Origin of the sequence: Pseudomonas sp. NCIMB 10586 (assembly GCF_023127895.1) — a bacterium.
GTDB classification, from domain to species: Bacteria; Pseudomonadota; Gammaproteobacteria; order Pseudomonadales; family Pseudomonadaceae; genus Aquipseudomonas; species Aquipseudomonas synxantha_A.
Map to the genome: position 1 here is coordinate 164,052 of NZ_SPKQ01000045.1, position 13,848 is coordinate 177,899.

Genomic DNA, 13,848 nt, shown 5'->3' on the forward strand with positions numbered 1-13,848 from the left:
AAGAGTTGGCGGTGCTGGCGTTGGCTCCGTTGCCCAGGGCAATGGCGTTGTCGGCCGAAGCAGTTGCCACCGGGCCGATGGCTACGCTGTCGGTGCCGGTGGCCGTGCTGTCACCCAGGGCCGAGTTGCTGTGGAAATACTTGATACCAGCGCCGTTGGTGACGATGTTGCCCAACTGGGTGCTGAAGCTGTTGCCCAGGTTGGTAATGGACGTATTGAGACTGGTGCCCAGGTCGGTGACCGAGGTATTGGTGGCGTTCAACTGGCTACCGTTGACCGCGTCGGTGCTGGTGGCACTCAAGGTGCCGGCGGCGACGTTGGTCAAGGTCGTTGCAGTACCGCCTTGGTTGAAGGTCACCGAGGTTTTGGTGTTCACATCATCGTACTTGACGCCCTCGGCGGCAGTGTTGGTCAGGTTGCTGATCTGCGTGCTGAGGTTGGTGCTCAGGTCGCTCACCGAGGTGTTAGTGGCATTCAACTGGCTGCCGTTTACCGCGTCGGTGCTGGTGGCCGAGACCCGCCCAGCGGCGACGTTGCTGATCTGCCGCTCGGCACCGACGGCGCCAACGCTGAGCACGCCCACAGGCGCGGCACCGGCGAAGGTATACGTGGTGCCGTTGATCACGCTACTGGCGGTGGCAGTGGCCGCAGCGGTGGTGGCGCCATTACCCAGGGCCAGGGAGTTGGCGATGCTGGCATTGGCACCGTTGCCCAAGGCAATGGCGTTGTCGGCCGAAGCAGTTGCCACCGGGCCGATGGCTACGCTGTCGGTGCCGGTGGCCGTGCTGTCGCCCAGGGCCGAGTTGCTGTGGAAGTACTTGATGCCGGCGCCATTGTTGATGATGTTGCCAAGCTGGGTACTGAAGCTGTTGCCCAGGTTGGTAATGGACGTATTGAGACTGGTGCCCAGGTCGGTCACCGAGGTATTGGTGGCGTTCAACTGGCTGCCGTTGACCGCGTCGGTGCTGGTGGCCGAGACCCGCCCAGCGGCGACATTGCTGATCTGCCGTTCGGCACCGACGGCACCGACACTGAGCACGCCCACAGGCGCAGTGCCGGCGTAATTGTAAGTGGTGCCATTGATCACGCCGCTGGCAGTTGCAGTGGCCGCAGCGGTGGTGGCGCCATTACCCAGAGCCAGGGAGTTGGCGATGCTGGCGTTGGCACCGTTGCCCAGGGCAATGGCATTGTCGGCCGAAGCGGTTGCCACCGGGCCGATGGCTACGCTGTCGAGGCCGGTAGCCGTGCTGTCGCCCAGGCTGGATTCGCTGTGGAAATACTTGATGCCGTCGCCATTGTTGATGATGTTGCCCAACTGGGTGCTGAAGCTGTTGCCCAGGTTGGTGATGGACGTGTTGAGGCTGGTGCCCAGGTCGGTGACGGAGGTGTTGGTGGCATTCAACTGGCTACCGTTGACCGCCTCGGTGCTGGTGGCGCTCAAGGTGCCGGCGGCGACGTTGCTCAGGGTGGTGGCGGTGCCACCTGGGTTGAAGGTCACCGAGGTTTTAGTACTCACATCATCGTACTTGACGCCCACGGCGGCGGTATTGGCCAGGCTGGTGCTGAGGCCGGTCAAGGCAGTGCCCACGTTGTTGCTGATGGCAGGGGCGCTGGCATTGCCGGCGGTATCGATGGTGGTGGTGCTGTAGCTCGGTGCGAGCCAGGCCCCCGTGGTCGGGTCCAACTGCGCGCCGCCACCCAGAGCGGTGGTGAATTGTTGATCCTGGGCGCCCAAGGCATTGACTGCCGTGTTGGTCGCGTTCAATTGGCTGCCATTGATCGCATTGGTGCTGGTAGCCGAAACCTCGCCTGCGGCGACGTTGGTGATCTGCCGTTGCTGGGTTGCATTGCCAACACTGAGCACGCCCACAGGCGCAGTACCGGCGTAGGTGTAAGTGGTGCCGTTGATCACGCCATTGGTCGTCGCAGTAGCAGCAGTGGTGGTGGCGAAAGAGCCCAACGCCATGGAGTTTGCGACCGTAGCACTGGCGTTGTTGCCCAGGGCGACACTGTTATTGCCTGACGCAGCGGCCTCACCGCCAAGCGCGACGGCGCCGGCTGCCAGCGCCTGGGCCTGCCAGCCCAACGCAAGACCGTCAATGCCGGAGGCGGTGGATTCAGAGCCGATCGCGACGGAACCGTTACTCTGGGCGCTTGATAAGTTCCCCAAGGCGATCGCTCGACCACCCGTTGCAGTGGTGGTGGCACCGTTACCAAGGCTGATGGATCCGCCGCCGGCTGCTGTGGCCAACGGGCCGATGGCCACACTGTCGAGACCGGTGGCGCTGCTGTCACCCTTGGTTGAAGCGCTGTGGAAGTACTTGATGCCTGTCCCGTCGTTGACCATGCCGCTCAGTTGGGCACCCTGGGCGCTGACGGTGGTATTGGTAGCATTCAACTGGGTGCCATTGACCGCCTCGGTGCTGGTGGCACTCAAGGTGCCGGCGGCAACATTCGCCAGCGTGGTTGCAGCGCCAGTCGGGTTGAACGTCACGCGGGCCTTGGTGGCCGCGTCGTCATAGTTGACACCCACGTTAGCGCTGTTGGCCAGGCTGGTGCTCAGGTTGGTCAATGCATCACCGACATTGGCGCTGGTCGTGGCGGTGGTGACATTGCCCGCTGCATTGACAGTGGTGGTGCTATAGCTTGGGGCGGAAATCTGCCCGGTAGTGCCGGTGACTTGAGCGCCACCCCCCAGCGCGGTTGCCGTTGAAGTTGCGGTATTGAACAGTTCGGCGCCGTTCACGGCGTCTTGCGAGGTGGCCGACACAGTGCCGTTCGCAAGTTGCAGAACCTTGGTGCCACGCATGTCGAGGGTATTGATATGCGCGCCGGCGGTCACCGGGGCCAAAAGTGTTGCGGTGGAACCGCCATTGACAAAGAGTTCGTTACCCAGCGTCAACGACGTTGATCCCAGGCCTACCAGCCCCAGTGGGTTATAGAACAACGAGTGATCAGTTTGAGTGTCCTTATTGGCAGGGGTACACGCCGCGGCGTTAGTTATGCCGCTTATCGAGCCCGAGTCACCTACACGGCTGCACCCGGAGTCAGTGCCGTCGTTGACGTAAATACCATCGCCTGGCCCTGCAACAGCGATGGATACAATCCCGAGAGTCAACATCATCGGCATGAGAGCAGTGCGTACTGTGCGCAAGCAGAGTGAAACAGCATTGATAGAGCCAGGCAGTTGTTGTACGCCCAGTGCCGTTTGCGCCTTGGCCAAACCACTTCGATCAATGACCGCGCGACGGCTGCTTCGCCCGCCACCGCTGCTTGCGTGTTCAGAGACGACCAACCAACAGTGTTTTGAAACGCTCCAAATCACAGCATGTATTTTGTTCATGTCGATGGCGTAAGCCGTCTCCGCAAAAATAATTAAGTTGGGGTTCCGTTAATCATTCGCGCTGAAACTCGCTGGATAACAGAATTCAATTTAGCAGGCTTTTTAAAATGAGCGACTTCCCACTCGTATGGGTTGAGAGTGCTAGCTTTTAATGCTTATTGAGTGTGTTTGTTCATGGGAACATCTGGGTCGCTCACGTCTCATGGAACAAACTGACGCTCGTATCGGCCTGGCCTGGTTGCTCTTGTCTACGCTCAGGCGGGGTCTGCCTCAAGCACCTACAAGCGATGCATATTCAAGCAATCTGAATCCCATGACTCTGTAGGAAATTTCCTGCCGGCCGCGAACGGACATAGCGCTCGTAAACCGCTATTCGGCAGAGTCAATACGATAATTATCAAAGAGATAGGCGGGCTTATGACGCGCGTAGCATTCAATGTTGATTCGAGTAGGGCGTCCTGATCGGGAAAATTTCCCACGCCTGCGCTTGGGCGGTACAGATGCGGTGCTACCTCAATCGGTCTTTTGAGCTCGACGCAGCAAGCCTCCTGCTGTCTTTCGCGCAGATGCTGCTCACGGTGCTCCGGCAGCGACGCGTTGCCTGGCGCTTTATGCACTGACACATCAAAACCTTCTAAAGCGAAGTTTTTTTTGCATCCTTTGAAATGTTTAGTAACGGAGTTTTGTTTCACCACTCGGAAAAAATACCCAGGTTTTTGCTTCCTGGAAACGACTTGAGGTGTAGGACATTTAATAGGGATTTTTCACCCTACAGCCAAAGATTCCCCCTCCCCAAGTGTAGGAAAAAAGATTTAGCGAGATAATTTCTCGGTTCGGCTAAGTGTCTAGCGGTAGTTTCGAATAATTGATGTAGGAAATTTCCGAGCGTGATGTGCTCATGTAGGTGTGCTGTATTGAGTATTCATGCAAATGTGAACAAAGGTGACGTATTGATATTTTTTCAAGCGGGATGTAATACTCTTTAAACGTTATGTTTATTGGGTGGGCTCTCACATAAACCGTCATTGGCTCGCGGACAGGAATAGCTATCTTTTTGTGCGCCGTTTTGGTGCGGGTGGGCGCAGCCAGCTGTTTAAAAATGGGTAAAACCTGAAGCAGGGCGCCCAGTTGCCCGCCGCTCGCTGAAGGTAAAGTCATCGCAGGGTGAAGTACCACGCTATCGGTGTGGGTATTCAGTTATTACACGAAAGTTCGCTGCTTGTTGCAGCTTCTCAGCGGAGTTTATATGCCAGGACGGCAACCCTTTAGAGGCTGTCGGCCAAGCATTAACTCCAGTTTCAGTTGTTGTTCGTGACGCAATGGCGTGTCGCGCAAAGAGTGTCTGGAGGGTGTATGGCTTCAAATAGCTTTCAAAACGAAGTACCCAAGGCTCGGGTAAATATCAAGCTCGATTTGCACACCGGCGGCGCGCAGAAAAAGATAGAGCTGCCACTCAAACTCATGGTTATGGGTGATTACAGCAACGGTCAGGAACAGCGTCCGTTGTCTGAACGAAACAAAGTGGACATCAACAAGAACAACTTTGACAGCGTGCTGGCCGAGTTTTCCCCCAGCGTGAAACTGGCGGTGGAAAATACCCTGGTCGAGGGCGACGCCGAAGCGGCCATCGCGCTGACCTTCCGCAACATGAAGGATTTCGAGCCCGAGCAAGTCGCCCGGCAAATGCCGCAGCTGCGCGCCCTGCTGGCGATGCGCAACCTGTTGCGCGACCTCAAATCCAACCTGCTCGATAACGCCACCTTCCGCCATGAGCTGGAGCGCATCCTCAAGGACGACGCCCTGAGCGACGAACTGCGCGCTGAACTGGCCGCCCTGGCGCCGCCGTCCGCTCGTTGATTGCCCTTGGTCCGCTGATAAGGAATTTTGATCATGTCCGTCGAACACCCATCGTCACAACCGCAGCAAACCCAGACCTATGCCGCCGAAGTCGGCCAGGGCGTGTATAACGCGTTGTTCGCCAAGATCAACCTCAACCCGGTATCGGAGTTGGGCGCGATCGAGCCCTTCCAGAATGCCGAAGTGCTGTCCGAAGCTTCGCCCGATGAGCGAGTGACCGCAGCAGTCAGCGTATTCCTCAACCTGCTCAAGCAGTCGTCGCAGAAAGTCGAACGCCTGGACAAGACGCTGCTGGACGAGCAAATCGCCGCGCTGGACACGCAGATCAGCCGTCAACTCGATGCGATCATGCACCACCCGGATTTCCAGCGCGTCGAGTCCACCTGGCGCGGCGTGAAGTCGCTGATCGACCAGACCGATTTTCGCCAGAACGTGCGCATCGAGCTGCTGGATATCAGCAAGGATCACCTGATCCAGGACTTCGAAGACGTACCCGAAATTGCCCAGAGCGGCCTGTACCAGCACACCTACACCCAGGAATACGACACCCCGGGCGGTGAGCCGATTGCGGCGGCCATTTCCAACTATGAGTTCGGGCGCGGCCCGCAGGATATTGCCCTGCTGCGCAACATTTCCAAAGTCGCCGCTGCCGCCCATATGCCGTTCATTGGCGCGGTGGGGCCGGCGTTCTTCGGCAAACAGTCGATGGAAGAAGTCGCGGCGATCAAGGACATCGGTAACTACTTCGACCGCGCCGAATACATCAAGTGGAAGTCGTTCCGTGATAGCGACGACTCACGTTACATCGGCCTGCTCATGCCACGCGTACTGGGACGCCTGCCCTATGGTCCGGACACCATCCCGGTGCGCAGCTTCAACTACATCGAAAGCGTCAAGGGCCCGGACCACGAGAAGTATCTGTGGACCAACGCCTCGTTTGCCTTCGCCGCCAACATGGTCAAGAGCTTCATTACCAACGGCTGGTGCGTGCAGATTCGCGGCCCGCAGTCGGGCGGTGCGGTCACCGACCTGCCGATTCACCTCTACGACCTGGGCACCGGCAACCAGGTGAAGATCCCGTCCGAAGTGATGATCCCGGAAACCCGCGAATTCGAATTCGCCAACCTCGGTTTCATCCCGTTGTCGTACTACAAGAACCGCGACTACGCGTGCTTCTTCTCCGCCAACTCCACCCAGAAACCCGCGCTGTACGACACCGCCGATGCCACGGCCAACAGCCGCATCAACGCACGCCTGCCGTACATCTTCCTGCTGTCGCGCATCGCCCATTACCTCAAATTGATCCAGCGCGAAAACATCGGTACCACCAAGGACCGCCGTTTGCTCGAACTGGAGCTGAACAAATGGGTGGGTGGCCTCGTCACCGAAATGACCGACCCGGGTGATGACCTGCAAGCGTCCCACCCCTTGCGCGATGCGCGGGTGACGGTCGAGGACATCGAGGACAACCCGGGGTTCTTCCGCGTCAAGTTGTATGCGATTCCGCACTTTCAGGTCGAAGGCATGGACGTCAACTTGTCATTGGTTTCGCAGATGCCCAAGGCCAAAGCCTGACCCCCTTCGCAAGGACACGATGTGATGAAGATCGACCGCCCCCTGTGGGCCGCGGGCGCCTTGCTGTCGCCGCAACAGTTCCAGCAGCAGGCGCGTTGGGAGGCGTGGGCCGACGACCGTCTGGCCCATCTCTGCCTCGTACACCCCTGGGGGGTTTGGGGGGTGGCCTTCGATTTGCAGGCCTTGCACCTGGGCAAGCTCAAGGCCACGCAGTTACGCGTGCGCCTGCCCGATGGCACCTTGATCGACACCGACCATGTGGATCGCCTGCCACCGGCGCTGGAGCTGGCGGGGCTGCTGTCCGATTCCCGCCGCAGCGCCACCTTGGTGCTGGCGTTGCCGCTGGAACAGGCCAATGGCAATAACTGTGTGTTCGAAGGCACGCGGGTCGACCGGCCCGTGCGCTATCGCCAGGACTGGCGCCAGGTCCAGGATGTGTATGGCGATGAGGTGCAATCGATTGGCGTGCTCGAACATGTGCTGACGCTGCGCCTGGCCGACGATGACAACGCCGACTACCTGACCTGTCCCGTCGCGCGGCTGATGCGTGACGGGCAGGGCGCCTGGCACCTGGACCCTGATTTTGTCCCGCCCTTGCTCAGCTTCGCCGCCCACCCGGGGTTGGTGACCCAACTGGACAACCTGCTGACCCAACTGGCCGCCAAGCGTCAACGGCTGATGGGCATGCGCCGCGAAAGCAACCAGCGCATGGCCGATTTTGCCGTGGCCGACGTGTCGCTGTTCTGGTTGCTCAACGCCTTGAACACCTATCAACCGGTGCTGGCCGACCTCAAGGCTCACCCGGCGCGGCATCCCGAGCAGGTGTACCAGGCGCTGATCAAACTGGCCGGTGGCTTGCTGACGTTTTCTTTGGAACACGATATCGACCAGATTCCAGCCTACCGGCATGAGCAACTGGAAACCGTGTTCCCGCCCTTGATGCAGACCATTTCCACCTTGCTCGAGGCTAGCCTGCCGTCGCGGGTGGTGGCGCTGGTGCTGGAGGAGGTGGCCGCGAATCGCTGGCAGGTCACGCTCAACGATGCCCGCCTGCGTGAGCGCGACGGTGCCGATTTCTACCTGTCTGTGCGCTGCCGAATGCCGGCCGCGCAGTTGCAAAAACACTTCCCGCGTCTGTGCAAAGTCGGCACGCCGGACGACGTCAACCAATTGGTCAACGCCGCGCTCGACGGTATTCCGCTGCAGCCGCTCAGCCATGTACCGGCGGCGATTCCACTGCGCCTGGAAAACCAGTATTTCGCCCTCGACCTTGGGCACCCCAAGGGCCAGGCCATGCTCGCCGAAGGGGTTTGTGCGCTGTACGTCCCCAGCACGCTGGTTGACATCAAACTTGAACTCTTCGCGGTATTGCGCGCATGAACCTGACTGCCTCGAAAAAGAACCCGGCCTCGGCGCTGGATATCGACAAACTCTTGCAAAACAGCTACCTGCTGGTGGTCGAACTGCGCCAGGGCGCAGAGGTGCAAGACACCTCCGAGCTGTGGCGTTGCTGCGTGCGGCAGGTCAAGCAGGTGTACCAAGCGTTGCAGGCGGCCGGTGTGAGCAACAAAAGTACGGCGCTGATCTGCCATGCTCAGAGCGCGCTGTTCGATGAAACCGTGCTGAACCGTGCCACGGGGCCGGCCCATGCGCGCTGGGCGAGCAAGCCCTTGCAGGCCCACTTGTTCAACCGTCACCAGGCGGGTGAGTTCCTGTATGAGGACATGCGCCAGGCCCTGCGCCATCCAATGCCCGACCTGTTGGTGCTGACGGTGTTCCAGCGCGTGATGTTCCTGGGTTTTCGCGGGCGCTACCCGGATCTCAACCACCCCGAGCGCCAGCGGCTGATGGACGCCCTGAATGCGCACGTTCCGCCCCTGAAGCTCAACCCGATGCTCACCACCCAGGGCAGCGGCCCACGCAACGAGCGGCTTGGCACCTTGCGCTCGCCCTGGGTTCGCCTGGCCATGGCGGGCGTGCTGCTGGTCGGCGTCTGGTGGGGGCTGGACCAGATGCTCGGTGGCCTGGTCGCCACGCTTGCTCCTGGCCAGGCGTGAGGCTGCGATGACACTCAACTTGATGCGAGGGCTCTGGCTGTGGGCCGGGGTGCTGGTTGTGACGCTGGCACTGATCATTCCGGCCTCGGGCTGGGTGCGAGCGGCAGCGATTTTGACGGTCGTGCTGGCCTGGGTCTGGGCAGAGCGTCGTTTCGCAAAGCGCGGCGCGCAACTGCTGCCGCCGGGTGAGACGCCCCTGCCGGCGGCAACTTATCGCCAGCCCGTGGTGCTGGTGTGTGGCGATGGGCTCACGGGACTGTTCGGTGCCGTTCCCGCCGACCAGTTGGCGCTGCGGGTGACTGCGCAAGGTTGTTATGTGCGGGTGCCTGCGCTGGACCAACTGGGTACGGCAGTGGCGGGCGTGTTGACGCAACGCCCGGACTGGGGTGGGCAACTGAACGTGATGTTTTGCGTCAACCCCGTTGAACATACGGATGAAGGCGAGTTGGCGGGGCGGATACGTGCCTTTCGCCACCAACTCACGCTGGCGCGAAAACGCGGCCTCGCGTTGCCCTTGATGCTGGTCAGTTATGGGCAGACCACCACTGACGAAGACGCCTGGTTCAGTTGCGAGAGCGGCGAGCCCGACCTGTGGGTGCGCAGTGCCGGTGCCTGTGCCAGCTTGAGCGATTGGCAGCGCCAGGCCGTCGACAGCGCCCACGGTACGGAGCGTCTGGCCATGGGCGTACAGGTCGGCAGCCTGGCCGCGTGGCTCAAAGACAAGGTGCTGTCGCACTTTACCGGGCGTGACGGGCGTGTGCCGCTGGTGTGGGCGATGACGCTGGTGCCGGCCGTGCCTCAGCGCGTGCCCGGCAACCTGTGGCAGCAATGGCTGCGCGTCAGGGTCGCCCTCGGCGCGTCCGAACCCTCGGTGGCCGGTGCGAGCCTGCCATTTCCCGATCCTTTGCTCAACCTGCTGCCCCTGCGCATTCGGCGTTCTGCGCGGTTGCGTGCGGGCATCCTGGCGGTGTGGTTGTTCACCCTGGCGGGCGTGGTGGCGTTGGCCAGTTCGGCCTGGCAGAACAACCTGCTGCTGCGTCAGGTCAGTGATGACCTGCGCCGCTACCACGCCATCCCGCTGGCCGAGCGCCGCGACCAGCCGCAATTCCTCCTGCGCGAAAACGCAGTGGCCGTATTGCGCGAAGACGCTGCGCGACTGGACGACTACTACCGCCAGGGCGAGCCGTTGGCCCTGGGCCTGGGCCTGTATCGCGGCGAGCGCCTGCGCCTGCCGTTGCTGGCGACCATCGCCGCCCACCGCCAGCCACCCGAGGCACCGCCGCCGGTGAAGATTCCCGACCCGGTGCGCCTGGACAGTCTTTCGCTGTTCGACCCCGGCCGGGCTGAACTCAAGGCTGGCTCCACCAAGGTGCTGATCGACGCGCTGGTCAACATCAAGGCCCAGGCCGGTTGGCTGATCGTCATCGCCGGGCATACCGATATCACCGGCACACCTGGCCAGAACCTTGAGCTGTCCCGCGCTCGCGCCGCTTCGGTGCGCGACTGGATGCAGCGCATGGGCGACATTCCCGACAGTTGCTTCGCGGTCCAGGGCTTCGGTGCCCAGCAACCCGTGGCGAGCAACGACACCGACGCCGGGCGCGCCGCCAACCGTCGCGTCGATATTCGTCTGGTACCGGAAGCGGGGGCCTGTGCGCTGCCCGCTGCGGGGCCGGGCAAGACCCCGCCTGTCGCATTCCGCGACACGCAAACCCCGAGAAAAGGAGCTTCAAATGGCAATTCCCGTTTACCTCTGGCTGCAAGATGATGGCGGCGCGGAAATCAAAGGTTCCGTGAACGTGCAGAAGCGCGAAGGCAGTATCGAGGTCATCGCACAGGACCACAGCCTGTACATCCCCACCGACAACAACACCGGCAAGTTGACCGGCACGCGGGTGCACACCCCGTTCCTGTTCAGCAAGGAAATCGATGCGTCCAGCCCTTACCTCTACAAGGCTGTGACCACGGGCCAGACGCTCAAAAGCGCCGAGTTCAAGTGGTACCGCATCGACGACGCCGGCCAGGAAGTCGAGTACTTCATCACCAAACTGGAGAACGTCAAGGTCGTCAAAGTCGCGCCGAAAATGCACGACATCAAAGACCCGGGCAAGGAGAAGCACAACCACATGGAACAGGTCGAGCTGCGCTACGAGAAGGTCACCTGGACCTACAAGGACGGCAACATCATCCACTCCGACGCCTGGAACGAACGCCAGAGCGCCTGATGCGCGGATACCGGCAGGCGATGTGCGCCTGCCGGTTCGCGGTGTGCAGGGTTGAGCGCCCGTTCGCGGACGCTCAGCCAAACACATCGAGCCTTGATGACACGCCGAGCCCACAGACCAGAGATGTACGCCCATGGCCCAGAATTCCGCGCTTTTGCTTCGCCGCCTCAATCCGTATTGCGCCCAGGCACTGAGTGCTGCGGCGACCTTGTGCCAAAGCCGTGCCCACGGGCTGATCAGTATCGAGCACTGGTTGCTCAAGCTGCTGGAGCAGGGCGAGGGCGACCTGACCGTGATCGCCCGGCGTTATGAATGGGACATGGACACGCTGTGGCGCGGCCTGCTCGATCATCTCGACAGCCTGCCGCGCAGCGTGCAAAGCAAACCGCAGCTGTGCGACAAGCTGTACCACTTGATCAAATACGCCTGGTTATACGCATCGCTGGACAGCCGCAACGAGAGCATACGCTCGGTCCATCTGCTCGCGGCCTTGCTGGATAATTCCGATCTGCTGGCGTGCGAGTCCGCCTGGCCGTTGCTCAGCGTCAGCGAAACTCAGTTGAAACGCCTCTCCGAGCTGCTCGACCAGCAGTCGATAGAGCGTCCACAACTGCACCAGCTCTCTACGTTGGAGCTTGCCGATGGTGCGCCGCTCGACAGCGCCTCGCTCCCCGAACTGCAGGAGGCGTTGCAAGGCATCCTCGACCGCTTCACCCAGGACGTGACCGCCAAGGCCAGGGCAGGGCAGATCGACCCGGTGTTCGGGCGTGACGATGAAATCCGCCAGGTCATCGACATCCTCAGCCGCCGGCGCAAGAACAACCCGATCCTGGTGGGCGAGCCCGGTGTGGGCAAGACCGCGCTGGTCGAAGGGCTGGCGTTGCGCATCGCCGAAGGCAACGTGCCCGACAGCCTCAAGTCGGTCAGCCTGCGTACCCTGGACCTGGGTCTGCTGCAGGCCGGCGCCGGGGTCAAGGGCGAGTTCGAACAACGCCTGAAAAACGTGATCGACGCCGTGCAGCAATCGCCGCAGCCGGTGCTGCTGTTCATCGACGAGGCCCACACCCTGATCGGCGCAGGCAACCAGGCCGGCGGCGCCGATGCGGCCAACCTGCTCAAGCCGGCCCTGGCCCGAGGCGAATTGCGCACCATCGCCGCCACCACCTGGAGCGAGTACAAACAGTATTTCGAGCGGGACGCGGCCCTGGAGCGGCGCTTCCAGGTAGTCAAGGTCGACGAGCCAAACGATGCCAACGCCAGCCTCATGTTGCGCGGCCTCAAGGCGCGTTACGCCAGCCACCATGGCGTACACATCCAGGACGCGGCGGTGCAGGCGGCGGTCAGCCTGTCGCGGCGCTACCTCACCGGGCGCCAACTACCGGACAAAGCCGTCGATCTGCTCGACACCGCCAGCGCCAGGGTGCGCATGGGCCTGGACTGCGAGCCGCAACCCCTGGTGCGCCTCAAAGCCCAGCAGGCTGCCCTGGAACTGGAGCACCTGGCCCTGGAAGAAGACCACAAACTCAATGGCGCCGATGCCGAGGAACGCCTGGAGGCGATTGCCGGCCAGCACGCCGACCTGCAGCATCGGCAAGCGGCCATGGAGGAGCAATACCGCCACGAACTCGACCTCACCCGGCAACTGCTCGCGGCACGCCTGGCCGAACCGTCGAGCCGGGACGCTTGCCTGCACCTGCAACAACAATTGCGCGAAGTCCAGGGCAACCAACCGCTGTTGTCGCTGGATGTGGATGTGCGCAGCGTGGCCGAAGTGATCGCCGACTGGACCGGCGTACCCCTGGGCAGCCTGCTCAAGGACGAACAGGCCAACCTGCTGGAACTGGAGCGCCAACTGGGCGAACAGGTGATCGGCCAGGACCACGCCCTGAGCGCCCTGGCCCAGCGCCTGCGTGCGGCCAAGACCGGCCTGACCGACGACAAGGCGCCGCTGGGTGTGTTCCTGCTGGTGGGCACCAGCGGCGTCGGCAAAACCGAAACCGCCCTGGCCCTCGCGGACAAATTGTTCGGTGGTGAACGATCCCTGATCACCATCAACCTCTCGGAATACCAGGAAGCCCACACCGTCAGCCAGCTCAAAGGCTCGCCACCCGGCTACGTGGGTTACGGCCAGGGAGGTGTGCTCACCGAAGCCGTGCGCCAACGCCCCTACAGCGTGGTGCTGCTCGATGAAGTGGAAAAAGCCCACCGCGACGTGATCAACCTGTTCTACCAAGTGTTCGACCGTGGCTTTATGCGCGATGGCGAAGGGCGTGAAATCGACTTTCGCAACACCGTCATTCTCATGACCTCCAACCTGGGCAGCGACGAACTGCAAGCCTGCCTGCAAGAGTTCCCCGGTGCGCCGGACAGCACCCTGCAAGAACTGCTGCGCCCGATCCTGCGCGAGCATTTCCAGCCGGCCTTGCTCGCCCGCTTCCAAACCCTCATCTACCGCCCGTTGCTGGCCGATGCCCTGCAACGCATCGTCGCCATCAAGCTGGGCCAGGTTGCCAAGCGCTTGCAGCGCCACTACGGCGTGCACTGCCGCATCGACCTGGCGCTCAACCAGGCACTGGTTGCCGCGTGCCTGCTGCCCGACACCGGCGCACGCAACATCGACAGCCTGCTCAATCAACAGATCCTGCCGGTACTCAGCCAACAGCTGCTGCGACGCCAGGCCGCCCACGAAAAAACCACCGAGGTGACCCTGGGCTACAGCGAGGATGAGGGCATTGTTCTGCACTTCACCGACGGCCAGGACCATCACACGCCGGTCGCCCTGGAGGCCTGA

7 protein-coding genes and 1 pseudogene are annotated in these 13,848 nt (G+C 61.7%); 7 read left to right on the plus strand and 1 reads right to left on the minus strand.

Features of this window, described 5'->3' with window-relative positions; genetic code table 11:
- Positions 1 to 2,947, minus strand: a pseudogene (locus tag E4P01_RS20690) (hypothetical protein); the annotation flags it as partial.
- 1,749 nt (positions 2,948 to 4,696) lie between these two features.
- Between E4P01_RS20690 and tssB the strand changes: the two are divergent.
- From tssB to tssH, 7 genes are all read left to right on the plus strand, one after another.
- Positions 4,697 to 5,200, plus strand: a complete 504-nt coding sequence (tssB, locus tag E4P01_RS20695; RefSeq protein ID WP_065944094.1) for a type VI secretion system contractile sheath small subunit — start codon at positions 4,697 to 4,699, stop codon at positions 5,198 to 5,200.
- 33 nt (positions 5,201 to 5,233) lie between these two features.
- Entirely contained in the window at positions 5,234 to 6,775 is a 1,542-nt protein-coding gene (tssC, locus tag E4P01_RS20700; protein WP_216091130.1) for a type VI secretion system contractile sheath large subunit, read from the plus strand.
- 24 nt (positions 6,776 to 6,799) lie between these two features.
- Positions 6,800 to 8,155: a type VI secretion system baseplate subunit TssK gene (tssK, locus tag E4P01_RS20705; protein ID WP_078820963.1), complete on the plus strand. Its 1,356-nt coding sequence runs from the start codon at positions 6,800 to 6,802 to the stop codon at positions 8,153 to 8,155.
- A complete protein-coding gene (tssL, locus tag E4P01_RS20710; protein ID WP_216091131.1) occupies positions 8,152 to 8,832 on the plus strand; it encodes a type VI secretion system protein TssL, short form in 681 nt (226 codons plus the stop codon). Before tssK ends, tssL begins: the two co-directional genes overlap by 4 nt.
- A gap of 7 nt (positions 8,833 to 8,839) precedes the next feature.
- Positions 8,840 to 10,600 (plus strand): OmpA family protein, encoded by a 1,761-nt coding sequence (locus tag E4P01_RS20715; RefSeq protein WP_216091132.1) that lies wholly within the window; start codon positions 8,840 to 8,842, stop codon positions 10,598 to 10,600.
- Positions 10,566 to 11,057, plus strand: a complete 492-nt coding sequence (locus tag E4P01_RS20720; protein ID WP_216091133.1) for an Hcp family type VI secretion system effector — start codon at positions 10,566 to 10,568, stop codon at positions 11,055 to 11,057. The genes E4P01_RS20715 and E4P01_RS20720 overlap by 35 nt, the downstream gene beginning before the upstream one ends.
- A gap of 133 nt (positions 11,058 to 11,190) precedes the next feature.
- Positions 11,191 to 13,848 (plus strand): type VI secretion system ATPase TssH, encoded by a 2,658-nt coding sequence (gene tssH / locus E4P01_RS20725; protein WP_216091134.1) that lies wholly within the window; start codon positions 11,191 to 11,193, stop codon positions 13,846 to 13,848.

What these genes read in the sequence shown, in the direction of transcription:
- tssB (WP_065944094.1), top strand. Translation starts at nt 4,697, where the DNA reads ATGGCTTCAAATAGCTTTCAAAACGAAGTACCCAAGGCTCGGGTAAAT.
- tssC (WP_216091130.1), top strand. Translation starts at nt 5,234, where the DNA reads ATGTCCGTCGAACACCCATCGTCACAACCGCAGCAAACCCAGACCTAT.
- tssK (WP_078820963.1), top strand. Translation starts at nt 6,800, where the DNA reads ATGAAGATCGACCGCCCCCTGTGGGCCGCGGGCGCCTTGCTGTCGCCG.
- tssL (WP_216091131.1), top strand. Translation starts at nt 8,152, where the DNA reads ATGAACCTGACTGCCTCGAAAAAGAACCCGGCCTCGGCGCTGGATATC.
- E4P01_RS20715 (WP_216091132.1), top strand. Translation starts at nt 8,840, where the DNA reads ATGACACTCAACTTGATGCGAGGGCTCTGGCTGTGGGCCGGGGTGCTG.
- E4P01_RS20720 (WP_216091133.1), top strand. Translation starts at nt 10,566, where the DNA reads ATGGCAATTCCCGTTTACCTCTGGCTGCAAGATGATGGCGGCGCGGAA.
- tssH (WP_216091134.1), top strand. Translation starts at nt 11,191, where the DNA reads ATGGCCCAGAATTCCGCGCTTTTGCTTCGCCGCCTCAATCCGTATTGC.